21 protein-coding genes are annotated in these 23762 nt (G+C 28.1%); 20 read left to right on the forward strand and 1 reads right to left on the reverse strand.

Annotated features, from left to right (window positions below):
• Positions 1–130 precede the first annotated feature (130 nt).
• The 14 genes from CDIF1296T_RS03465 (at position 131) to CDIF1296T_RS03530 (ending at position 15542) form a co-directional block, all read left to right on the forward strand.
• Positions 131–1090 (forward strand): GGDEF domain-containing response regulator, encoded by a 960-nt coding sequence (locus CDIF1296T_RS03465; protein WP_009895564.1) that lies wholly within the window; start codon positions 131–133, stop codon positions 1088–1090.
• Between the two features lie 25 nt (positions 1091–1115).
• Positions 1116–2819 carry a HAMP domain-containing methyl-accepting chemotaxis protein gene (locus tag CDIF1296T_RS03470; protein WP_003425090.1) on the forward strand — a complete coding sequence of 568 codons (1704 nt, stop codon included), beginning with the start codon at positions 1116–1118 and terminating at the stop codon, positions 2817–2819.
• Positions 2820–3031: 212 nt separating this feature from the next.
• Positions 3032–5134 carry a chemotaxis protein CheA gene (locus tag CDIF1296T_RS03475; protein WP_021377809.1) on the forward strand — a complete coding sequence of 701 codons (2103 nt, stop codon included), beginning with the start codon at positions 3032–3034 and terminating at the stop codon, positions 5132–5134.
• A gap of 12 nt (positions 5135–5146) precedes the next feature.
• Positions 5147–5587: a chemotaxis protein CheW gene (locus tag CDIF1296T_RS03480; protein ID WP_003439104.1), complete on the forward strand. Its 441-nt coding sequence runs from the start codon at positions 5147–5149 to the stop codon at positions 5585–5587.
• A 35-nt stretch (positions 5588–5622) separates the two neighbouring features.
• A complete protein-coding gene (locus CDIF1296T_RS03485; RefSeq protein WP_003425096.1) occupies positions 5623–6426 on the forward strand; it encodes a CheR family methyltransferase in 804 nt (267 codons plus the stop codon).
• 39 nt (positions 6427–6465) lie between these two features.
• On the forward strand, positions 6466–7062 hold the full coding sequence (locus CDIF1296T_RS03490) for a CheB methylesterase domain-containing protein (RefSeq protein WP_009895569.1): 597 nt from the start codon (positions 6466–6468) through the stop codon (positions 7060–7062).
• Between the two features lie 105 nt (positions 7063–7167).
• Positions 7168–8031 carry a DUF3298 and DUF4163 domain-containing protein gene (locus CDIF1296T_RS03495; protein ID WP_003439108.1) on the forward strand — a complete coding sequence of 288 codons (864 nt, stop codon included), beginning with the start codon at positions 7168–7170 and terminating at the stop codon, positions 8029–8031.
• Positions 8032–8097: 66 nt separating this feature from the next.
• Entirely contained in the window at positions 8098–9087 is a 990-nt protein-coding gene (locus tag CDIF1296T_RS03500; RefSeq protein WP_003439110.1) for an ornithine cyclodeaminase family protein, read from the forward strand.
• A 91-nt stretch (positions 9088–9178) separates the two neighbouring features.
• Positions 9179–9790, forward strand: coding sequence for a lipoprotein (locus CDIF1296T_RS03505; RefSeq protein WP_003439113.1), 612 nt, complete (start codon positions 9179–9181; stop codon positions 9788–9790).
• 460 nt (positions 9791–10250) lie between these two features.
• A complete protein-coding gene (locus tag CDIF1296T_RS03510) occupies positions 10251–11030 on the forward strand; it encodes a DUF975 family protein (protein ID WP_009888339.1) in 780 nt (259 codons plus the stop codon).
• Positions 11031–11234: 204 nt separating this feature from the next.
• Complete coding sequence (locus CDIF1296T_RS03515) at positions 11235–11594, forward strand: BlaI/MecI/CopY family transcriptional regulator (protein ID WP_009888340.1); 360 nt, start codon at positions 11235–11237, stop codon at positions 11592–11594.
• A 10-nt stretch (positions 11595–11604) separates the two neighbouring features.
• Complete coding sequence (locus CDIF1296T_RS03520; protein ID WP_009895574.1) at positions 11605–12987, forward strand: M56 family metallopeptidase; 1383 nt, start codon at positions 11605–11607, stop codon at positions 12985–12987.
• A 215-nt stretch (positions 12988–13202) separates the two neighbouring features.
• A complete protein-coding gene (locus CDIF1296T_RS03525; RefSeq protein ID WP_003439126.1) occupies positions 13203–13613 on the forward strand; it encodes a hypothetical protein in 411 nt (136 codons plus the stop codon).
• Between the two features lie 1272 nt (positions 13614–14885).
• Positions 14886–15542 (forward strand): hypothetical protein, encoded by a 657-nt coding sequence (locus CDIF1296T_RS03530; protein WP_009895577.1) that lies wholly within the window; start codon positions 14886–14888, stop codon positions 15540–15542.
• A gap of 507 nt (positions 15543–16049) precedes the next feature.
• Here the strand turns inward: CDIF1296T_RS03530 and sleC are convergent.
• A complete protein-coding gene (gene sleC / locus CDIF1296T_RS03535; RefSeq protein ID WP_003425119.1) occupies positions 16050–17321 on the reverse strand; it encodes a spore cortex-lytic germination protein SleC in 1272 nt (423 codons plus the stop codon).
• A 244-nt stretch (positions 17322–17565) separates the two neighbouring features.
• On the opposite strand from sleC, the gene CDIF1296T_RS03540 reads away from it, so the two are divergent.
• From CDIF1296T_RS03540 to CDIF1296T_RS03565, 6 genes are all read left to right on the forward strand, one after another.
• Complete coding sequence (locus CDIF1296T_RS03540; RefSeq protein ID WP_003425122.1) at positions 17566–18282, forward strand: PrsW family intramembrane metalloprotease; 717 nt, start codon at positions 17566–17568, stop codon at positions 18280–18282.
• Between the two features lie 78 nt (positions 18283–18360).
• The gene (locus CDIF1296T_RS03545) at positions 18361–19671 is read left to right on the forward strand and encodes an RsmF rRNA methyltransferase first C-terminal domain-containing protein (RefSeq protein WP_009895578.1); all 1311 of its coding nucleotides are present in this window, start codon (positions 18361–18363) and stop codon (positions 19669–19671) included.
• Positions 19672–19770: 99 nt separating this feature from the next.
• Positions 19771–20307, forward strand: a complete 537-nt coding sequence (gene lepB, locus CDIF1296T_RS03550) for a signal peptidase I (protein WP_003425127.1) — start codon at positions 19771–19773, stop codon at positions 20305–20307.
• A 165-nt stretch (positions 20308–20472) separates the two neighbouring features.
• The gene (gene lepB / locus CDIF1296T_RS03555) at positions 20473–21009 is read left to right on the forward strand and encodes a signal peptidase I (RefSeq protein WP_003425129.1); all 537 of its coding nucleotides are present in this window, start codon (positions 20473–20475) and stop codon (positions 21007–21009) included.
• A 9-nt stretch (positions 21010–21018) separates the two neighbouring features.
• Entirely contained in the window at positions 21019–21774 is a 756-nt protein-coding gene (locus CDIF1296T_RS03560) for a sugar phosphate isomerase/epimerase family protein (protein WP_009895579.1), read from the forward strand.
• Between the two features lie 73 nt (positions 21775–21847).
• Complete coding sequence (locus CDIF1296T_RS03565) at positions 21848–23515, forward strand: nucleoside kinase (protein ID WP_003436982.1); 1668 nt, start codon at positions 21848–21850, stop codon at positions 23513–23515.
• Positions 23516–23762: the final 247 nt, after the last annotated feature.

Consider the following 23762-nt stretch of genomic DNA (forward strand, 5'->3'; position numbering starts at 1 on the left):
GGATGTAGTTGGAGTGTTATTATAAAAAGATTGTGATGAGAACATTTAAGAATATAGTGGTATAATTATTAAGTATAAAAATTTTAAATCATTAAAATTTGAATATATTATGTTTAAGAGAGGTTTGTATATGAAAAATAAGCAACAGGGAACAATTTTAGTCGTTGATGATAGTGTTCTGATGTGTGACTTAATAGATAAAACACTTACAAAAGATAATTTTAAGGTTAAAAAAGCATTTAATGCAATAGAGGCAAAAGAATTTATTGAAGAATTTATACCAGACATTATTTTGCTTGATATAATTTTACCAGATAACTCTGGTTTTGAGTTTTGTAAGGAAGTAAAATCTAATGCTCGTACAGCAGATATACCTATAATTTTTATAACTTCAAAAAATACAGATACAGACATAGTAAAAGGATTTGGTGTAGGAGCAATTGACTATATGGTGAAACCTTTTAGTATGACAGAATTAAAAGCTCGTGTTATAGCTCATCTTGAAGTAAAGAAATCTCAAGATAAATTAAAAAAGATAAATAATGAACTGGAATCTTCTCTTGAAAAATTGAATAGACTCGTTGTAAGAGATTATCTTACAGGTCTTTACAATAGGCGACATATAATTAATCAGCTTATGGAGCAAAGAAGAATTAATAAATATAGTGAAACATCAATATCCCTTATCCTTGGTGATATTGATGACTTTAAGGTTATCAATGATACTTATGGGCATGAAGCAGGGGATTTCGTGTTAACAGTAATATCAAGTATAATAAAAAAGAATTGTAGACAAATTGATACTGTATCAAGATGGGGTGGAGAAGAGTTTTTGATAATGCTCACAAATACTCCAATAGAAGGTGCTAAGATACTTTCAGAAAGAATCCGTAAAGAGATAAAGGAGTTTGATTTCAACTATAAAGAACATAAAATAAAGTGCACTATTACATTAGGAGTAGTAGAAGTAAACTCAAATATATCATTAGAAGAAAACATATCCTTAGCAGATAAAGCAATGTATGAGGGTAAAAACTTAGGAAAAGATTGTAGCGTAGTGAGTACAATGAAAGGATTAAAAAAGATATAAACTTACTTTATGAAGGAGTACAGATATGAAAAGAGAAGTAAAGCTTTCTAAATTAGCAATTGTATTGTTGATTATTATAGTATTGGCTGTTCTAGCAGGGATTTTTTCTTCTATTTCATCTTATAAAGCATTTGAAAAAGTAGAAAAAAGTATTAATGATATGAATAATTTGAGGACTCAAAGTCAGTATATAAAAGATACAACTAGAGAGATAAGTGATGTATTAAGAAGATATGTATTTACAGGAGAAAAAAAGAATAAAGATATTTATGAAAAAGAATTATACGGAAAAACAAGAGAATCAGCTTTAAACAAATTAGAAAAAATTGGTCTTACAAAGAGCGAGTCAAATAAAATCTTAGAAGCAAAAGAAATATCAGATTCTTTAGTACCAACAGAACAAAGTGCAATAAAGGCAGTCGAAAGTAATGATAAGAGTAAAGCTCAAAGTATAATTTTTGGTAGTGACTATATAAACTCCCAAGAGAAAATGGATTCTTTAATAAATGAATTTCAAGAGGATATAGTTACCCGTTCAAATTCCAAAATTGTAGAAGTAAAAAAAGAATTACAAAGTCTAATATTAAGAACAATATTTATACTTTCCCTTTTAATAATATTGACAATAATAGAATATACAGTAATAAAATTAAAAATAGTGATTCCTATTAATAAAGTAGAAAAACACTTTTCAAGAATTGCATCTGGGGACTTAAGAACAAGTATAGACGTTGAAGAAAGTAAATCTGAAATAGGGCTATTAGTGAGTTCTGTCAAAAAGATGCAAAGTATGCTTTTAAATTACATAGACCTTATAGACAGTACATTAACTAGTATTGCAAAAGGAGATTTAAGAGTAGAGATAGACCAAGAATTTATAGGTGATTTTAAATCAATTAAAATATCTTTAGAAAGTATAATAAACTCTTTTAATGGTGATTTTTCTGAAATAAATTTATCAGCAGAGCAAGTTGCAAGTGCTTCAGAACAAGTTGCAGCAGGTGCACAAGCTCTTTCACAGGGTGCTACTGAACAAGCTAGTTCAGTAGAAGAATTAGCTTCCACGATTAATGAGATATCAGATGGAATTAAGAAGTGTGCAGATAGTGCTAGTCTTGCATGTGAGGTATCTGACCAATCTGCATCACAAGTTGGTTTCGGAAGTAGATGTATGGATGATATGATGACATCAATGGGTGAAATAAGTGAAAAATCGAGTGAAATATCAAAAATAATCAAAACAATAGATGAGATAGCATTCCAAACTAATATTCTTGCATTAAATGCAGCTGTTGAAGCAGCAAGAGCAGGTCAATATGGTAGAGGATTTGCAGTTGTAGCAGATGAAGTTAGGTCTTTGGCTGGTAAAAGTGCAAAAGCAGCTCAAAATACAGCTATTCTCATAGAAGAAGCTATTAAAACAGTAGAAAATGGTGTCAGAATTGCTAAAGAGACTGCAAATGCATTGGACTTGGTAGTAAATGGTGTAGAAAAAACTACTAATTATATTAATGGTATTTCTTCGGCTGTACATAGTCAAGAAGTAGCAATTACACAGATTTTATCTGGAATAGAGCAAATTTCCATAGTAGTCCAAATGAACTCAGCAACAGCAGAGGAAAGTGCAGCAGCTTCAGAAGAGATGTCTGCTCAAGCTCAAATTTTAAAAGAATTAGTAGAAAAATTTCATCTAAAGGAAAGTGAAGTAAGAGAATCATCATGGGTTTAAATTATGAGGTGAATATTGAAGTAAGAGAATTATCGTGTATTTAAATTATGAGATGTATATATATTGAAATAAGAGAATGATTGTGTATTTAAATTATGAGGTACATATAGTGAGATAAGAGAATCATCAAGGATTTAAATTATGAGATGCATATATAATAGAAAATTATTTGTAGGTCGTAGGTGATAAATGTGAATTATATTGAACCGAGTATGAGACAAATGTTAGATATGTTTATATTTGAGACAAGTTTATTACTCGAACAATTAGATGAAATTATGATTCAAATAGAAAAAGAGAAAGTATTTACTCATAACAACATTAATGAAACTTTTAGAATAATGCATACGATAAAAGGTTCAGCATCTATGATGGGGTTAGACAATATATCTGCTTTAGCACATAGTGTAGAAGACTTGTTTTATGCTATACGTGAAGGTAAAATAGAAGTTTTAGACAATGACCTATTATTTGATTTAGTCTTTCAATCATTAGATTTTATAAGAAGAGATATAGATGAGTTACAATCAAGAGGTTGTATATCTTCTGATTACTCTAATTTTATTGAAGGAATTGAAGAGTATGTGAGTACTTTGGAATTATCAAGTTCTATGAAATCAAAGGATAATGCAAATTTAGAAAGTAAAGACGAAAAAGAAGTAATAGATTCAAATTTTGAATACAAAGAAGACTCTGATGTAGTAAAAATAATCTTTGAACAAGGTTGCATGATGGAAAATGTGAGAGCTTTCATGCTTGTATTTGAACTTAGAGATTACTGTGAATTTATAGATTTTTATCCAAAAGATGTAGAAACAAATGCAGAGTCTACAGAGTATATTAAAAGTTATGGGTTTTATATACAATTTGTAGCTAAAGAGGATAAGGCAATAGTTTATAAAACTATAGAAGATAATCTCTATGTAAAAGAATACATAAATATTAGTAAAAAAGAAATAGAAATGAAAAATACATCAAACAATGATGCAGTAGAAAATAAATTAAAAGATAATAATAAAGTAAGTAAAAGTTATCAAAATAACTATACAGAAGATGAGATACAAGAAGATGTTTTAAATGAAAAAACTGATATGGAAAAAGATAGTCTAAGTGAAGACAATGAACATTTACCAATAAGTAAGCAGAGTATTATGAGTGTAAATTTAGAAAAATTGGACTTACTTCAAAATATAGTTGGAGAAATTGTAATTATGGAATCAATGGTTGTAAATAGCGTAAATTCTACAGGTGTTGATATAGATAATTTCAATAAGGCAACAAGACAATTACACAAGCTTACAGATGAATTGCAAGATATAGTAATGTCTATGCGTATGATTCAAATTGCTGGTGTATTTCAAAAAATGCATAGAATTGTACGAGATATGAATAAAAAATTAGATAAAAATGTAGAGTTAATAACTATAGGAGCAGAGACAGAGGTAGATAAGAGTGTAATTGATAATTTAGCAGAACCCTTTATGCACCTTATAAGAAATGCTATGGACCATGCAATAGAGCCTATTGAGGAGCGTATAGCGAAAGGTAAAGAAGAAGTGGGAAAGATAGTTTTATCTGCTGAAAATCTAGGCGGAGAAGCTGTGATAAGTATTTCAGATGATGGTAGAGGCATTATGAGAGATAAGATTTTGGCAAAAGCTAAGGAACAAGGTCTTCTTAAACATCAAAGTAATGAGTATACTGATGACGAGGTCAATTCTTTGATTATGACTCCAGGCTTTTCTACAAAAGAATCTATAACTGAATTTTCTGGAAGAGGAGTAGGCATGGACATTGTTCGTAAAAGTATTGAAAAAGTTGGAGGTTCAATTGAAGTAAAAAGTAAACAGGATGAGGGGACAACCTTTACTATAAAAATACCATTAACTCTTTCTATAGTAGAGGGTATGAAGTTTAAAGTTGGAGATTCACTATTTACTTTACCAATATCATCCATAAGAAGAACATTTAAACTTACAGACTTAAATCAAATAATTACAGAAGGAAATAAGACAGAGTTAATTACAATATATGGAGCATGTATTCCCATTATAAGGTTACATAAAATATATAATATTCAAACAAAAGTAACCAATCTGATGAATGGTAATATGATAATTATTGAAAATGAGCATAAAGCAGTATGCATTTTTGTTGATGAAATAATAGGTAATCAGCAAGTTGTTGTGAAACCATTTCCAGTTTATTTTAACCGATTTAATATAAAAAATAAGGGTTTATCGGGATGTACAATACTTGGGGATGGAAGTATAAGTTTAATTATAGATGCAGATAGCATTATAGAAATATATTAGGGGATTTAAAGTATGGCTAAAGATGAAATTATTAAACAAGTATTAACATTTTATGTCAATGATGTTATTTATGGAATAGAATTAGAAAATGTGATTGAAACCATAAGATTTCAATCAATAACGTATGTACCATGTCTTCCAACATATATAAGTGGAGTTATTAATTTGAGAGGAAGAATAATACCAGTTATTAATATGCATATAAAGTACAATCTTCCTAAAGCTGATTATAATGAGAGAACTTGTATAATAATTACAAAGGTTGATGAGTATCAAGTTGGAATTATTGTAGATAAAGTTGTTGATGTTATTCATATAGAAAATCTAAATTTACTAGAGACGACTAATTCTAACAACACTAATATTAATAAAGATATAAAAGAGATTGCGAAAGTTGAAGATAATTCTATATTAATTTTAGATATTCGAAAGTTTTTGATTAATAGCATATAGTTAGTTCTGATAAATTAGCAGGAGGAAGTTTTTGCATGATAAAACTCACAGATGAAGAATTTATAGTTCTTGTAAACCATGTAAAAAAAGAATATGGTATTGATTTAAGTAAAAAAAGAGCGTTAATTGAAGGTCGCTTATACAATACAATGATAGAGAAAAAACTTAGTTCTTTTAGTCAATATATGAATCTATTATTTAAAGATAAGACAGGAAATGAAGCTATAAACCTAATAAATAGATTGAGTACTAACCACACATTTTTTATGAGAGAACCTCAACATTTTGAGTTTATACAGAATAGTATACTTCCTTTTTGGGAAGAAAATAATAAAATAAGAAACATAAATATATGGAGTGCAGGATGTTCTAGTGGAGAAGAAGCGTATTCAATAGCTATGACTTTGGATGATTATTTTGGATATAATAAAGAGTTGTGGAACATTAAAATCATAGCCACAGATATTTCAACTAACTCACTTGAAAAAGCTAAAAGAGGTATATACATAGAATCAAATGTTAACAATGTTCCTGAGTTATGGAAGAAGAAGTATTTTATAGACAACAAGGATGGTACATTTAAAATTTGTGATAAGATTAGAAAAAGTGTAATTTTTAAGCCGTTTAATTTAATGAATGATTTCTCATATCAACATTTTGATTTGATTTTTTGTAGAAATGTTATGATTTATTTTGATTTAAAAACAAGAGAAGAACTTATAAATAAATTTTATAATGCTACCAAAAAAGATAGTTTTTTGTTTGTAGGACATGCAGAAGTAATCAACAGAAGTAGTACTAAATACAAATATGTAAAACCTGCTATATATAAACGATAAAAAGGTATTTTTGATATATGATTTTTTGGAGGCGGTAATGTGGAACGTTTTAATAATATGGTTATTGCTATAGGCGCATCTGTAGGTGGTACAGAGGCAATACTTGAAATTATAAAAGACCTACCAAAATCAACACCAGGGATTGTTGTAGTTCAACATATGCCAGCTATGTTTACTTATATGTATGCACAACGGCTTGACAAACAGTGTATTATGAATGTAAGAGAAGCTAAGAATAATGATAGAGTAGAACAAGGAAATGTGTTAATTGCACCTGGGGGTTACCAGATGAAATTGTGTACGGATAAACAAGGATATTATGTAACTTGTGAAAAAGGAGAAAGAATAAGTGGTCACTGTCCATCAGTAGACGTTTTGTTTGATTCAGTAGCAGAAGTAGCAGGTAAAAATTCAATAGGAATAATACTTACAGGTATGGGTTATGATGGAGCAAGTGGACTTTTAAAAATGAAAGAAAATGGTTCATTTACAATTGGACAGGATGAAAATTCTTGTATAGTATATGGAATGCCAATGGTAGCTTTTGATAGAGGTTCTGTTATGTTACAATTACCTCTTGGTGAAATTTCAAACTGTTTGATAAGACATATTAATATTTTAAAACAAAAAGATTAATTTTTTATAAATAAAAATTAATCTTTTATTAAATTATATGGATAAAAAACCCTAGAAACTCCAAATATAATAAGAGAGATTTATATTTAGGAGGAAAATGATAATATGAAATTTTTTAAAGTCGATACAAAAGCTAAAGTTTTAAGATATGTATTTGTTTTAACATTGACTATAATGGCTGTTTTGGCAATTAAACATGACTATAAATATAATAATTTAAGGAAAGATGCTTCAATTAATTTAAATAGTAATAAGGAAGCAGTGACTGTTATGAGTAACCAGTCATTACCAAAGGGTAATACAAATAGTAAACAAACTTTATCAGTAAGTACAATAGGAAGTAAAACAATAGTGAAAAATGATGAGTATTTAGAAAGTACTATAAACATGCCTGTAATAACAAATTCAAATAAAATTGTTGAAAGGTCTACAAATGATAAGATAAAAAATGACATATTTGAATTTTATAATAAATCATATAAAGAAGCAAAGCAGTATCTTAAGGATAATCCTGACGAGAAAAATAAGTTTGTTGCAAATGTAGACTTTGAACTTAAAAAGAATACTGATTCTGCTCTTAGTATAAAAGTGAGATATTACACTTATAGTGGTGGAGCACATGGATTTTATCAAGATATAGCATATAATGTGGATATGAGAACTGGAAAATTTTTAGAATTAATGGACTTGTTTAAGGATAATACTAAATATAAAGAAGTTATAGATGAAGAAATTAAAAGACAAATAGCTGAACTTGAAAAAAAGGATGAAGAAAATATCGGAATATATAATTTTAAAGGTATAAAAGAGAATCAAAACTTTTACTTGCAAGATGAGAATCTAGTTGTATATTTTGATTTATATGATATAACTCCATATGCAGCAGGAATACCAGAATTTTCAATAAATAAAGCGTTGATAAGTTCTATGCTAAAACCAGAGTATGTAGATTTATTTGATTTGAAATAGAAGATTAAATTAAATGTTATGCTATAATATTTAGCATAGAGACTTATTAAAATTGGGGGTATAAAAATGCTACTTTTAAAAAAAGACGACATAAAAAAAGTATTTACAATGAGAGATGCAATTGAAGCTGATAAGGAAGCTTTTAGAATTTATTGTGAAGGAAAGAGTGTAAATCCTTTGAGAACCAATATATCTGTTCCAAGTCAAGATGCTAGTATGTTATTTATGCCAGGATACGTAGAAGAATTAGGCTGTGGGGGAATAAAAATTGTATCTGTATTTCCTAAAAATGCTCAAAAAGGCAAACCAGTAATTCCAGCAACAGTACTATTATTAGATGGAGAAACTGGAGAAGTTAGTGCAGTATTGGATGGTACTTATGTAACTCAGATTCGTACTGGAGCAGCCTCTGGAGCAGCTATAGACGTATTGGCTAAAAAAGATTCTAAGATTGGAGCTTTGATAGGTCTAGGAGGACAAGGTGAGCCACAACTTGAAGCCATGATAGAAGCTAGAAATTTGGATGAGGTAAGAGTTTTTAGTAGAAACAAGGAAAGTAGAGAAAAATTTGCAGAAGAAATGAACTTAAAATTAAGTAAATATAATACTAAAATAGTTGCAGTTGAATCATCTGATGAAGCCATAGATAACGCAGATGTGATAGTTTTAGCTACTCCATCAAAACAACCAGTACTTAATGGAAACTTAGTGAAAAAAGGAGCTTTAATAAGTGCAGTAGGTTCATATATGCCAGATATGCAAGAGTTGTGCCCAAACTGTTTAACTAGAGCGTCTAAGATATTTTTTGAATCAACAGATGCAGTTTTATCTGAGTCAGGAGATATATTAATTCCATTAAAAGAAGGTAAGATAAGTAAAGATGATTTTAGTGGTGATTTAGGGAATGTTATAAACGGAACTATTCCTGGAAGAGAAGATGATGATGAGATAATTGTATTTAAAACTGTTGGGATAGGTGTACAAGATGTCGTAACAGCAAAAAGAATATACGATAAAGCAAAAGAAAACGGTATTGGAATAGACTGGAAGTGGTAAAATATTCAAAATAATTCTATAGTTAGACAAATTTATGTTATAATGTTGATAAATAAATTTTTTATTATTTTAATTGAGGGAGGATGTTTGTATGAAAATGGTAAAAAAGTTAATATTATCTACGATTATGGCTCTAGTTTTAGTTCTAACTATAGGGTGTTCTAATGCAGAAGAAAAAGTAAAGTCGAATTTTGAAGCTAATTTAGCTGCATTAGAAATGTATAAGTATGATGAAAAAGGAATTTCTGATGCATTAACAGAAGCTGAATATAAACAGATTCAAACTTATAACAGCAAGGACAAGGTTTCAATGATTGCTCAATTGACACCTCTTTATGGTAAAGAAAATGCTGAAAAGATATACGAAACAATTGTTAAATTAATTCAAGGTGTTGAAAAGACAGTAACAGTGGAATCTTCTAGTAAGGATAAGATAACTTTGAAAGTTGTAAGTAAAGCTTTAGATACTAGTAAAGTAATGAGTGAAGCGAACACTTTAGTAAAATCTTATGTAACTGATGAAAAGAATTACGATAAAAAAGAAAAAGAAGTTCAAGATGATATGACAAAAATGATTATAGACCTTTACAATAAGAAACCAACTAAGGAAGTTACAACTATGATTACATATACTAAAAAAGATGGTAAATGGCAACCACCTAGTAATATACAAAAGTTATGTGAAGGAATATATACAATTTAATTTATTTTAAAGACACAAAACTATCTTTTAAGCATATAATAAAATGTTTGGAAGATAGTTTATTTTATTTTCAAAGTATAAATTATATTTTATAAATGATTTATTTTATAAATAATTTATCTTGATAAATAGTAAATAATTTACTTTACTAATAATAAATAATTTATCTTACCAATTAATTTACTGTATTAGGTAATTTTTTTATTAAATAATTTGTTTACTAAATAAAGTATAATTAATAGAAATTATTTTATTACTTGTTGAATAATTAATCAAATTTATTTGATGTATTTGGTAATGTTGACTATATAAAACTAGTAATACAATTATGGCATATCTTGATAAAACATGGTGAATAATTGTATCTTATATAGTCGAAAATATGATATATTAATATTATACGTTAAAAGATTATTTATATTTTTAAAAGTTTTTTTATAAAATGAAAGGGGTGTTTTTTATGGTATCAAGGCAAGAATTAAAACGAGTATCTAAAGCTCAGTTATCTGGAAACTGGGGGATATGTGCAATTTCTATGGCAGTATATATTGCATTGATAGTATTAATATCAATTGTAGGATTACCTTTTGAACCATTGACTACTATTGTAGTGGCTGTAATAGCTTTTTGCGTTTCAGCAGGATTTACATGTATGTTCTTGAAAATTACTAAAGATGAAAAAGTCAAGATAGGAGATATCTTTGTAAGTGGGAGAATTTATTTAAGAAGTTTTGGTTTTTATTTATTTGAATCAATTATTGTGTATATTTATTCTTTTATAATCACAATTATAGGAGCGTTTTTATCATTTGGAGTTTTACTTACTAGTGGAGCAATTGAATATTTATCAAGTGATAATGTTGGAATAGGGACTATTATTTCTACTGGAATAACTCTAGTTCTTATAATACTTGTTCTTATGTTACCAGTTTATATATTGCTATTATATGTTTCTCAAGCTACTTTCTTAATTTGTGAAGACAAGGATAATATGGGTGTATTTAAATCAATGGGTGCTAGTTTAGATATGATGAAAGGAAATGTACTTAAATTATTTGTACTAAACTTTAGCTTTATAGGATGGTATATACTTTCAATAGCTACTCTTGGAATAGGTCTACTATGGCTAATTCCATATGTGGGTGTTACTAATTGTAATTTTTATAGACAATTAGTAAAAGAAAACCCAGATGTAGAGGATATACTATTAGATAAAGAAAAATCTTATACTATGTACTAAGATAGATAGTTATATATTTAAATAAAATATGGCTTTAATTAAACATTAAAGTATAACATTGATAAAACTGTCTTTTATAAGAATTTTTTAAAAAGACAGTTTTTATTATTAAAAAATAAATGATTGACATAGTATAGACTACTATGATAGTTTTTTATTATAGTAATGACTATTGTGATAACTATATTTGAGGAGCGATTTTATATGGAGATAAAATTATTTGATTCAGAACTTAAAGTAATGGAAGTTCTATGGGAGAGAGGAGAAAGCAAGGCTGGAGAGTTAGTAAAAATTTTAAAAGAAGAAACAGGATGGAATAGAAACACTACGTATACCGTTATAAAAAAATTAGTGTCAAAAGGTGCAATAGAGAGAATTGAGCCGAATTTTGTTTGTAAAGCTTTAATAAGCAAAGAGGAAGTACAAAAACAGGAAACAGAAACTTTAATTAATAAAATGTTTGGAGGGTCTTCAGAAAAATTTCTTTCAGCTTTTATTAATAAAGAAAATCTTTCAAGTGATGAGATTACAAAACTTAAACAAATTGTTGAAAAATTAAAGTGAGGTAAGATTTATGTTCATTAAATTGTTAGAAATGAGTTTTACTTCTGGAGTATTACTTTTAATAGTTATTTTTATAAGAGCATGTTTATTTAAAAAATTACCTAAAAAGGTATTTGTATTATTGTGGTTGATTGTTTTATTTAAACTTCTAATACCAGTAAGTTTAAATTCTGGTTTTAGTATTTATAGTATAATTGAATCGACTTTTGATGTGGAATTGGGTAATACATCAACAGAAAATTATACTCTTAAGAAAGCTAGTGACTCTACAGGTAAAAACAATTCTGACGAATTTGAAATAATGTCTAGTATTGAAAATATTATGATGTTGGAAATGTTGGGCATTTTGTCTTTTATAGTTACTATTATGTTTAGCATACTTTTATGCTTTAGATATTTTAAAATAATTAATCTTTTTAAAACTTCAATTCATATAAAAAATCATGAGTTCATTAAAAAATGGATGTGTAAGAATAGCCGTTTTAGAAGATTTATTGTTTGCATATCTGAATTTACTAGGACACCACTTACATCTGGTATTTTAAAACCACGAATTATTTTGCCAAAGCAAATGAATTATGCTAATAATCAAACTTTAGACTTTGTTTTAACTCATGAAATGGTTCATATTAATAGCTTTGATAATCTGTTAAAGTTATTTATGCTTGTAGCTCTTGTTGTCCATTGGTTTAATCCCTTAGTTTGGGTGATGTTTTTTTTACTAAATAAAGACATAGAATTTAGTTGTGATGAAAAGGTTATGAGTATACTTGGTGAAGAATATAGGGCTGATTATGCAACCACACTAATAAGTCTAGCAGAGGAGAATAATCCATTTTCAATGACAATATGTAGTGGATTTGGAAAGACAAAAATAGAAAAGAGAATAGTTAATATTATGAAATTTAAAAAATCAACTTATGTTACTTTTTTAGTTTCAACTGTATTAGTTTGTGGGACAGGTCTTGTTTTTGCAACAGAAAATAAAGAGATTAATGAGGTTGAATCTTTTGGTTTAACAAAAAATGAACAAAGTGATAAAATTGGATTTTCAATAAGTAGTAAATCAACTGATTTATATTCTCCCAAAGTAGAATCTGATATTCTTGTTAGTAAAGCTAAAAGTGATGGAGAGACTCATTTTAGTACGGCAAAAGTATCTGTAATTGAATTTAGAGAGCATGAAGAATCATCTATGAGCAAAGTAACTAATTCTGAGAATAGTGAAGAAACGTATGTAAATAAATCTAGTAATAGTAAGGATGTACTTTATACTGATTCAGGAGAAGTTTCAATTGAGCGAAGTGGCTATAATGATAATCGCTTTGTCATATCAAGAAAAGGGAATTTGTTAGCAGTTAATAAAGAACAATATAGAACATGGATAGAATAACCATAAATCTTAGTAATATAAAAGATTTAGAATTAAAATACTATCTCAAAATAATTAATTTTGCTTTGAGATAGTATTTTTTATTGAAAAGTTTTTTAAAAAGGCTTGACATAAACATGACTACTGTGATAGTCTAAGAGTGTAGTTGATAACTATTGCAATAGTCATTTTAAACTACACTACCCAAATAAATCTCTAAGAAAGGAAGATTGGTTATGAAAATAAAAAAATCCCTTATAAGTGCAATGATGGTATCTGCAATGGTACTAGGAGGAACTGGAGCAGTATTTGCAAATGGAAATGATTCATCTAATATTGCTTTACCTAAATTTGAATCTCTAATAAAATCAGGAATAACTGACCCTACTGAATTGGAAAAGTATGGTGTTGAGCATTATACTTATGAAGAGTATGCTAAACATATTCAAGAATTAAAAGACTATGCTAAAGACCCTAATGCAGTCAAAGATGTAAGTCAAAAAGACCTTGAGGAAACAATTAAGAAAATGGAACAAGAATTAGAAAAGATAAAAACTGAAGGATTAAAAATTATGAAGCCTATCACTATAGAAAATGAAGATGGGTCTCAAATTTCAATTGCTTACAATTATGCAGCAATTGACTAATGTTAAATATAATCTCTAAGATATTTCAAAATCCTAAGTAAGTATGATTAAATACATTAAGCTACTGTAATGATATAAACATGCAGTTGATGATTATTTAAATAATTATCAACTGCACTACCCAAATAACACTTAAGCTTGTTAAAATTATGTAATAAAAGTATCAAAGAATTTAGACAAATGTAATTGAACATATGGAGTGAGAATAAAATAAATAAGACTCAAATAAGTAATAAAAAAATAAAGTCTAAGTTAAAAATAAAGTAAGAAGTAGAATAAAAGTAAATCGAGTCAAAGTAAAAGTATTAAACCCAATTTATAATGTTAACATTTTTTAATGTATGTTAAGAAATGTTAACATTATTTTTTTTTCTTAAAAATAATAATAGAAATATTCTGAAAAATATAACGAAAATTAAATGTTATCTATTAGATTCATTAAAAGTTAAAGAAAATTAGCATTTTAGGATTTTTAAGATTTGTTTAAAAAAATCAAAGTTTATTGGCATAGTAATTGCTTAATACATAGAGTAATAATATGATTATAAATTTATTGATTAATTTTATTATTATTTTTAAGGGGGGAGAGTATTTGTAGTTATAAAGCATATTGGGAATAATGAAAAAGGTTAAAAACATATTACTATAAAGTATAGGGGGTAGGTTAAAAGAGTAATCATAAAATAAATATACAGATAATAGTAGATAAGAATACCAGAAAAAAATAGATAGTTAAAGGGTTAGGGTAAAAGAGTAATTGTAAAATAAATATATGGGTGATGGTGGATAAGAATATCAGAAAAAATAGATAGTTAAAGGGTTAGAGTGAAAGAGTAATCGTAAAATAAATATATGGATGATGTGGATAAGAATAGTAAGAAAAAATAGATAGTTAAAGGGTTAGGGTGAAAGAGTAATCGTAAAATAAATATATGGATGATGGTAGATAAGAATATCAGAAAAAATAGATAATTAAAGGGTTAGGGTGAAAGAGTAATCGTAAAATAAATATATGGATGATGGTAGATAAGAATATCAGAAAAAAATAGATAATTAAAGGGTTAGGGTGAAAGAGTAATCGTAAAATAAATATATAGATAATGGTGGATAGAGTAGTAAGAAAATAAATAGATAAAGGGATAGAATAAATTTAAATATGGAAAATGAATATCTAATAATAAGTGATTAATAAATAATTGTAGATAGATTGTAAATTAAATAAATCTTTAATAGAAAGGAGAACTATTTATATATTAAATAGTATTTATAAATATGAAAAAAGGCGATTTTATATGGAGTGGAGTTCTTATTTGTATTATTGCTGTCTTAGCAATACCAAGTAGTAGAGAAGTATTTATGGAAGCAACAGGTGCACATCCATATATTGGAGGTTTTTTAAAGTTTGCTGTATTAGCTACAATGGGAGATTTACTTGGTGCTAGAATTTTGTATAAGGATTGGAAAATACCAGTAGGAGTATTTTATAGAGCAATAGTTTGGGGAATAATAGGTGTAGTTACCACATATGGAATGTCAATCTACTCATCAGGTGTAGGTCAAGCACAAGTGGATGATATGCTTCCATTTGAGGGAATAGCTTTTGCAAATGCTCTATTTAAGAGTGCAACTATGAATATACTAATGTCACCAACTGTATTTTTATTCCATAAGGTTATGGACTGTTTTATAGATAAAAAATATGAGGTTGGAAAGGGGATTAAGGTAAAACTTAAAGATGTGGTAAATATTGTGGACTGGAATGCTTACCTTGGTTTTAGTGTTTTAAAAACTATACCATTTTTCTGGATACCATGTCATACAATTGTATTCTTATTCCCTGCTGAGTATAGAGTAATTGCTTCTGCATTTGCATCTATAGCTTTAGGTCTAATATTGGCTTTAGCTAATAAGTCTAAAGTTGCAGTTTAGGTTCACTGATGAAGATAGTAGTATTATTTAAATTAGGAATAACTTTTTAAATTAATATTATTTGTATTTATAATAAATAATAATTTATATAAGAAGTAATATTCTAAGTGATGGATAGTGTTTTAAATAATAAGAAGTAATATTCTAAGTGATAGATAGTGTTTTAAATAATAAGGAGTAATACTCTAAGTGAGAAGTAGCATTTTAAATAATAAGTGAGATTTTAAATAAAAAGTAGGTTTTTCGTTAGAATAGCATTTTATTAAACTTAAAAATAAATATAATATTTTAAAGAAATCTAAGTTGCTAAGCACTGTTTTTAAGAAGCTTAAAATCCCCCATTTAAAGTTTTAAGATTCTAAAAAAACAAGTTATAACTAAAAAATGGCTGTTAAGACTACAATACTTATAAGTAATACTTATGGTATATATTAGTTCATAACAGCCATTTTTATTTTAAATTAATAATTTTATTCAATAATTTGAGTTTATGTTCTAAATCAAGCTTTAAATTAAAGGATTTAAAGAAGCTATTCTAGTTGTAGCTACATAAACTCTGGATATTTCATACCATGTTTTAAAATCTACTACTCCGCTTTGAGGTAAACCAAAGATTCCTTGGAATATCTTAACAGCGTTTTCTGTATCTGTTCCATAGATACCATCTTCTATAACTTTTGGTACAGCTGGATAAGAATTAGATATAGCATTTAACTGATTTTGTATGGTTCTAACATACTGCCCAGAAGAACCAACTTGTAGTGTAGTACCAGGGAATGACACTGGTACACCACTTACTATAGGTGCTCTTTCAAATACTATTTCATCTCCATAGAAATATCTTAGTATACTCTCATAGTCATATCCTTGGTCACCTAAGTCTTTACTGCCCCATTGAGTCATTTGGTCAGGACATTGGGATTTTTGTCCATCACAATATTGTGCTAATAGTGGCTGTCTTGATGTAGGAGGTCTTTTTATAAAAGTATTAAAAATAGCATCTACAACTACGTTAATTGGTTCAAATAAGTTTCTATTATTTATAAACTTATGGTCGTATGCTGTTGTTGAAGTTATTGTAAAGTTATATCCTTTATTTCTATACCATTCAGTAAAGACTCTATTTAAAGTAAATGATATTATAGCTATTACATTTGCATAAATTGTCTGTTCAGGCCAAGTTGAATATATTTCAGATGACGCTATGTTTTTAATGTACTCTTTAAATGGAATCCAATAGTTTGGAGCTGATGAATCTTCTGGCAAACCATCATGAACTACTATAAATTCAGGCACTACAGGGTTATCTAATACAACGAAACCAGTAGGAGGAGGTAATGGTTTTAAGTTACTTTCTGGAATCTTAGGAGGATAAGTACCATATAGAGTATGTTCTCCTATATCAAAAATCAACTCACTTTGTCTTGAGAAAGAACGCTTACTTCTTGTTCTAGGAGACATGGGAACTCCTTGTCTTGCTTCAATTGTAGCTAACAACTGTGTTCCTTCTATGACAACTGTCTCATATCCATCTGCTATGGCTTCCACTATATACTGGCTATAAGGTCTAACATCAGATGGTTGTAGAGAGTAATCTACATCTGGTGCTGGTAATACTAAACCAGTCACTTGACCAGATTCATTACTTCTTAGGTTTTGGTATAAAGTTGATGAGCTTTGGCTACCATTAGACATTGAATATATGTTTACTACTGCATTTTGAATAGGTCTATTGTTAGTAGCATCAATTATGCTTACTGTTAAGAAACCATCTTGCATCAAATCACCCTTTCTTTAAATGAATTTAGTTCCCTTATATTTCAAGATATGAATATAGCTTGAAATTTGTTAAATAATATAGATATAAATTTAAATTTTTTTGAGTATTTGAGTATATTTGTATTTAAATAATTTAAAATAATTTAATGTATATTTTAGTATGTATTTAAAACACGAATAAGTTAAAAATAAGTAGATGATATAAATCATAAATAAATCAAAAATTTTGAAAGGAAAATAATCTATGAAGCTAGATTTATTTTTATTAGCAATAGTTCCTATATTGATAGGGATGTTTTGGATAAGGTCTAAAGATAGATATTGCAGAGAACCCCTAATCCATCTAATTAAATTTTTTTTAATAGGTGCTTTTCTAAGTGTTATAATTATACTTTTAGAAAATTTACTGATGAAGTTTAATGTATTTGAAGGGTATTCAGAACTAATATATGTATCATTTGTAGTTGCAGGACTTGTAGAAGAAGGTGTAAAAGCTCTGATACTGATTCCTGCCCTAATTAAAGAAAAACACTTTACTGAAAAGTTAGATGGTATTATTTACTCTGTATTTTTAGCTTTAGGATTTGCAACAATTGAAAATATGGTTTATATTTTTTCTGAAAGTAGAAATCTAGCACTGCAAGTTGGTATTAATAGGGCAGTTATCTCTATACCAGCTCATGTAATGTTTGCAATTACTATGGGCTACTATATTTCTAAGTATAAATTTGAGGGAAATAAAAATAAAAGACGTGAGTATTTGTTTATGGCAGTGTTAATTCCAATTTTATTACATGGAGTTTTTGATTTCATATTGATGATAGAATATAGATGGGCTATTATATTACTTATAGTTTATGTAATAATTTTGTGGAAGATAAATCTTGATAAACTTGAGAAATATATGAATCACTCTAAAAAAGTGTTTTTCGGTAATCTTAGGAAAAAGAAGAAGAAATAAAATTTAAAGGAAAGACATAAATAATTAAAGTATAATAAATGACACACAAGTAAAGCAGATTGAAGGGGGATTATAGATTTGACAGAATTACCAAAGGAATTTTTAGAAGATATTGAAGAAATACTAAAAGATGAATATGATGATTTTATAAAAAGTTATGAGGAAAGTAAGACTACTGGGCTTAGAATAAATACTTTAAAAATTGACAAGAAAAAATTATTTGATTTGGAGTTGTTTGATTTGAATCAAATACCATGGGCAGAAGAAGGTTTTTATTATGATGATAAAATTGACAGACCTGGTAGAAATCCACTGCATGAGGCTGGAGCATACTATTTGCAAGAGCCTTCTGCAATGAGTGTAATACCAAAGGCAGATATTAAAGAGGGTGAAAAAGTTCTCGATATGTGTGCTGCTCCTGGTGGAAAATCTACATATATACTATCTAAGCTAAACGATACAGGTTTATTGGTTTCTAATGAAATTAATGCTAGTAGAATTAAGGCTCTAGGGGAAAATTTAGAGCGATTTGGAGCGAGAAATTGTATTATAACAAACACCGATTCTAATAGCTTAAGAAAGACGTTTAATGGGTATTTTGATAAGGTTATTATAGATGCACCTTGTTCTGGGCAAGGTATGTTTAGGAAGGATGAGGTTGCCATATCAGATTGGAGTTATGCAAAGGTAGTAGAATGTCAATCCATCCAAAAAGAGATTATAAGAGATGGATATAAAATGTTAAAGAAGGATGGCATTTTAATTTACTCAACTTGTACTTTTTCAAGGGAGGAAAATGAGCATGTTATAAATGAGTTTATCAGTGAATATCCACATGCAGAACTTATTGAAATGGAAAGATTATGGCCTCATAAGATAAAGGGAGAAGGTCATTTTGTTGCCAAAATAAAAAAATTAGAAGAAGAAGAATGTAATGTCAAAGAATTAAAAATAAAAAATTTAGATAAAGAAATAAAGGATTATAGGGAGTTTGAAAAGAAATTTTTAAAGGTTGATTTTTATAGTAATAAAAAAAATAAATTTTATTTAAGAGGAGAAAATTTGTACCTACTTCCTGAAATATATCCAGATACGAGAAAACTAAAAGTATTGAGATATGGTTTGCATTTAGGGGTTTTAAAGAAGAATAGATTTGAGCCTTCTCATGCACTATCTCATTACTTAAAAGTTGAAGATGTAAAAAATGTTGAAAACTTCAGTGTACAGAGTGAATCAATTCTTAAATATTTAAAAGGGGATGTTGTAAATTCTAATGATAGTAGAGGATGGGTTTTGGTTTCGGTTGAAGGAATACCTTTAGGTTGGGGAAAAGAATCTTCTGGTGTAATTAAGAATCATTATCCTAAAGGTCTTAGAAAAGTATTTTAAACTATTAGAAAAAAGAAGTATAATATTTATATTGTAGGTTTATGGTAGATTATTTTGCTGTAGATTGACTTAATATTTAACACAGAGGAGACGATTTTAGTGGGTGAAGCAGTTAAAAAAGAAGTTGTAGAATGGATAAAAGTGATTGTCATAGCTCTTGTTTTGGCATTTGCAATAACTCGTTTTATAGTGCCAACAATAGTCAAAGGAGAATCAATGTATCCTACATTAGTTGAACGTGATTATTTGATAGTTAACAGAATTGCGTACAAGGTAGGAGAGCCAAAATACAAAGATATAATAGTATTCAAAACCGACTTAACAGAGGAAAATGGAAAGAAAAAAGATTTAGTAAAAAGAGTTATCGGGGTTCCTGGTGACCATGTAAAAATACAAGACTCCAAGGTATATGTAAATGATAAGTTGTTAGATGAGACTTCCTATATACATAATAATCGTACTGATGGAGATATTGATATCGTAGTTCCAGAAGGAAAATTATTTGCAATGGGAGATAATAGAGAAAAAAGTTTAGATAGTAGATACGATGAGGTTGGATTGGTCGACGAGCATACCATTTTAGGAAAGGTTCTAGTCAGATTGTATCCATTTTCTAAGATAGGAACTATTGACTAAACATATAAAATTTGGAGCAATCGCTGATTAGCTGAAATCACCAGACCATACACAATAGTTGTCTATATAAAAAAGACAACACCTTATTTAGTAGACTTATCTAAAAGATAGTGTTTAAGAGACATTATCAATAAAGATAATATAACTATAAAGGAGAATTTGTGAATGAATGAAACTATTAAAGAAGAGATTGTAGAGTGGATAAAAATAATTATTACTGCACTTTTTTTTGCATTTATTATAACTCGTTTTATAAAACCAACATTAGTAAATGGAGAATCAATGTACCCAACACTTAAATCACATGATTATTTGGTAGCAAACAGGATGACATATAAGTTATCAGAACCAAAATGTGGAGATATAATGATATTTAAGACTGATTTATTACAAGAGAATGGAAGGAAAAAAGAGCTTGTAAAAAGGGTTATAGGTGTTCCTGGTGACCATCTAAAAATTAAGGATTCTAAGGTTTATATAAATGGTAAGTTATTAAATGAAGTTTCATATATACATGATAATTATACTGAAGGTGATATTGATATGGTGATTCCTAAGGGAAAAGTATTTGCGATGGGAGACAATAGAGAAGTTAGTTTAGACAGTAGATATAAAGAAGTGGGATTAGTAGATGAAGAAAATATTAAAGGAAAAGTTATTTTAAGAGTATTTCCTTTTACAGATATAGGTATTTTTGAGTAGGTGATTTGTATGGCAGTTGGTATAGCGTCCTTATTGTTTAATATTGAGGAGGCTTTAAACATTTGTGAGAGTATAAAGCAAATAACTCATTTAGAGATTGGAATTGACAATATATCTGAATGTAGTGAGTTATGTAAATATAAAGACAGAATTTCTAAGTTAGGATTATCTATAGGGATACATTTGCCTATGGAATTAAATACTTGCGAAAACATAGAGTATATACGAGATTCATGGATAAATTTTATTGAGAAGATAGAATTTGAACTAAAAGGATTTGATTTAAGGTATTTTAACCTTCATTTGGGATATGTTATGACAAATAGAGTTAGAAAGAATAGAGACAAATATTTAGGAAATAGTGTGGATTTTTTAGATAAATTAAATACAAATTCATATGTATGTATAGAGAATACTTATTCAAAAGGTGGGGATTTTTCAAATATTGGAAATATATCTTATGATTTTGAATATATATTTAAGAGGATTAAAAATTCTAAGATTTGTTTTTGTTACGATACTGGACACTGTTTAATTGATGAGGATGCTTATGTAAAGAACTTAAAGGATAAAATAAGACTGATACACTTAAGTGATAATGATGGTATCAATGATACACATGTTGGTATAGGAAGAGGAATTTTATCTGAAGAGGGGATTAAAGAGGTCTTAACATTAGATGCAGAATATTTAGTATTAGAAATAAATTACGAAGACATTGAAGATACTATAAGTAAATTGAATAATATTGTAGGAGAGGGTTAAATACCTCTCTTTATCTTGTTGATATGCCTCATTAATTAAAATTTATATTCATCAAAAGGAAGGAGATGTTGAAGTGAAAAAAATAAACTTAAAAATAGAAGGAAAAGATAAGGAATATTCATTAGAAGAAAATTCCCCTGGAATCAGATTGGGAGATATAGCAAAAGAATTTTGTGATGAGCATAAGGGTTATATAACACTTGCAGTTGTAGACAATAAACTAAAAGAGCTAAATTGTAGAGTTAAGAAGGATTGTGAGATAAATTTTTTAGATACTACTAATGAAGATGGAGAGAGAGTTTACTTTAGAGTCATGTCATTTATATTTGTAATGGCATGTAGAGAAATCTTTTGGGATAGCAGAGTTACAATAGAACATTCACTATCAGATGGGCTATATTGTGAAGTTCATATAGATAGAAAGCTTAAAGAAGCAGATGTTGAAAATATAAAAAACAAGATGAAAGAGATAGTAAACAACGATTATGTTATAGAAAAAATTGAAGTTACAAGAAATGAAGCTATTTCTATCTTTGAAAATAATGAAATGTATGAAAAGGCAGAGCTTTTGAAATACAAAGAGTATGATAGTGCTAAAGTATATAAGTGTAGAAACTATATAGACCATTTTTATGGTTATATGTTGCCATCAACTGGTTATATAAAATCATTTGATATTAAGCTTTATAATGGAGGCGTTATAATTTTAGGACCTAGTGAAGAAGATAAGACTCTTCCTATGAAATTTGTACCTCAACCTAAGCTATCAAGTGTATATTATGAAGCAGAAGAATGGTCAAGACTTATGGGAATTGACAAGGTAGTATCTCTTAATAAAATAATAGAAAACAATGAATATGGAGATATAATAAGGACATTTGAAGCATTGCATGAAAAGAAGTTATCCCAAATAGCGGATATGATAAAGGATGGCAATAAGAGAGTAGTTTTAATAGCAGCTCCATCTTCATCTGGAAAAACAAGTTTTGCTCACAGATTATCAATACATCTTAGAGTAAATAATTTAAATCCTATTTCAATTTCTTTAGATGATTATTTTATAGATAGAAAACATACTCCTTTAGATGAATATGGAAATTATGATTTTGAATCAATTTATGCAATAGATTTAGAGAAGTTTAACTTAGACTTAAAGAAACTTTTAGCTGGTGAAGAAATTGATGATATAAGATTCAATTTTAAAGAAGGTAAGAGAGAATACACTGGTAAAAAGATAAAGATAGATTCAAATCAGCCAATTATATTAGAAGGTATACATGGGCTAAATCCTATTTTAACATCATCTATACCAGATGAAGATAAATTTAAGATATACATAAGTGCCCTTACTCAAATAAATTTGGATGACCATAATCGAATCCCTACTGCTGATTTGAGAATGATAAGAAGAATTGTTAGAGACTATAATTTTAGAGGATATAGTGCTGATAATACTATTTTACAATGGGCATCAGTTAGAAGAGGAGAAAAGAAGAATATATTCCCGTACCAAGAGGAGGCAGATGCTATATTTAACTCTGCTTGTGTATATGAATTGGCAGTTTTAAAACGATTTGCGAAACCTTTGTTGGAAGAGATAAAGGAAGATAATCCTGCACATATTGAAGCTACTAGATTACTAAAGTTTTTGCAGTATTTTGTTGAATTGGACGATACTTCTGACATACCAGGTATTTCAATTCTTAGGGAATTTATTGGAGGAAGTAAAATAGTTGATTAATATGTGTATTATAGATTGTTTTATGAAGATTAAATGGCATAGCAAGTAGTGTGATTGGTTTATGTTAAGTATATTAAGTGTAAAGTGGAGAATTAAATTGATACAGATTTTAAAGTTTGAGTTGATATATAAAAAGGCTTGTTTTATACTTTTGTATGAAGCAAGCTTTTTATTTTAAATTTTACTTTTTTGTTTAATATTTTGTTAGTTTATGTGATTATTTTTTAAAAGAGTAAAAGAGTAAAAG

It is taken from the genome of Clostridioides difficile ATCC 9689 = DSM 1296 (assembly GCF_001077535.1).
Taxonomy (GTDB): domain Bacteria; phylum Bacillota; class Clostridia; order Peptostreptococcales; family Peptostreptococcaceae; genus Clostridioides; species Clostridioides difficile.

Bases quoted from the DNA above. Each gene is read 5' to 3' on its own strand.
- CDIF1296T_RS03465 (WP_009895564.1), top strand. From the start codon at position 131: ATGAAAAATAAGCAACAGGGAACAATTTTAGTCGTTGATGATAGTGTT.
- CDIF1296T_RS03470 (WP_003425090.1), top strand. From the start codon at position 1,116: ATGAAAAGAGAAGTAAAGCTTTCTAAATTAGCAATTGTATTGTTGATT.
- CDIF1296T_RS03475 (WP_021377809.1), top strand. From the start codon at position 3,032: ATGAGACAAATGTTAGATATGTTTATATTTGAGACAAGTTTATTACTC.
- CDIF1296T_RS03480 (WP_003439104.1), top strand. From the start codon at position 5,147: ATGGCTAAAGATGAAATTATTAAACAAGTATTAACATTTTATGTCAAT.
- CDIF1296T_RS03485 (WP_003425096.1), top strand. From the start codon at position 5,623: ATGATAAAACTCACAGATGAAGAATTTATAGTTCTTGTAAACCATGTA.
- CDIF1296T_RS03495 (WP_003439108.1), top strand. From the start codon at position 7,168: ATGAAATTTTTTAAAGTCGATACAAAAGCTAAAGTTTTAAGATATGTA.
- CDIF1296T_RS03500 (WP_003439110.1), top strand. From the start codon at position 8,098: ATGCTACTTTTAAAAAAAGACGACATAAAAAAAGTATTTACAATGAGA.
- CDIF1296T_RS03505 (WP_003439113.1), top strand. From the start codon at position 9,179: ATGAAAATGGTAAAAAAGTTAATATTATCTACGATTATGGCTCTAGTT.
- CDIF1296T_RS03510 (WP_009888339.1), top strand. From the start codon at position 10,251: ATGGTATCAAGGCAAGAATTAAAACGAGTATCTAAAGCTCAGTTATCT.
- CDIF1296T_RS03515 (WP_009888340.1), top strand. From the start codon at position 11,235: ATGGAGATAAAATTATTTGATTCAGAACTTAAAGTAATGGAAGTTCTA.
- CDIF1296T_RS03520 (WP_009895574.1), top strand. From the start codon at position 11,605: ATGTTCATTAAATTGTTAGAAATGAGTTTTACTTCTGGAGTATTACTT.
- CDIF1296T_RS03525 (WP_003439126.1), top strand. From the start codon at position 13,203: ATGAAAATAAAAAAATCCCTTATAAGTGCAATGATGGTATCTGCAATG.
- CDIF1296T_RS03530 (WP_009895577.1), top strand. From the start codon at position 14,886: ATGAAAAAAGGCGATTTTATATGGAGTGGAGTTCTTATTTGTATTATT.
- sleC (WP_003425119.1), bottom strand. From the start codon at position 17,321: ATGCAAGATGGTTTCTTAACAGTAAGCATAATTGATGCTACTAACAAT.
- CDIF1296T_RS03540 (WP_003425122.1), top strand. From the start codon at position 17,566: ATGAAGCTAGATTTATTTTTATTAGCAATAGTTCCTATATTGATAGGG.
- lepB (WP_003425129.1), top strand. From the start codon at position 20,473: ATGAATGAAACTATTAAAGAAGAGATTGTAGAGTGGATAAAAATAATT.
- CDIF1296T_RS03560 (WP_009895579.1), top strand. From the start codon at position 21,019: ATGGCAGTTGGTATAGCGTCCTTATTGTTTAATATTGAGGAGGCTTTA.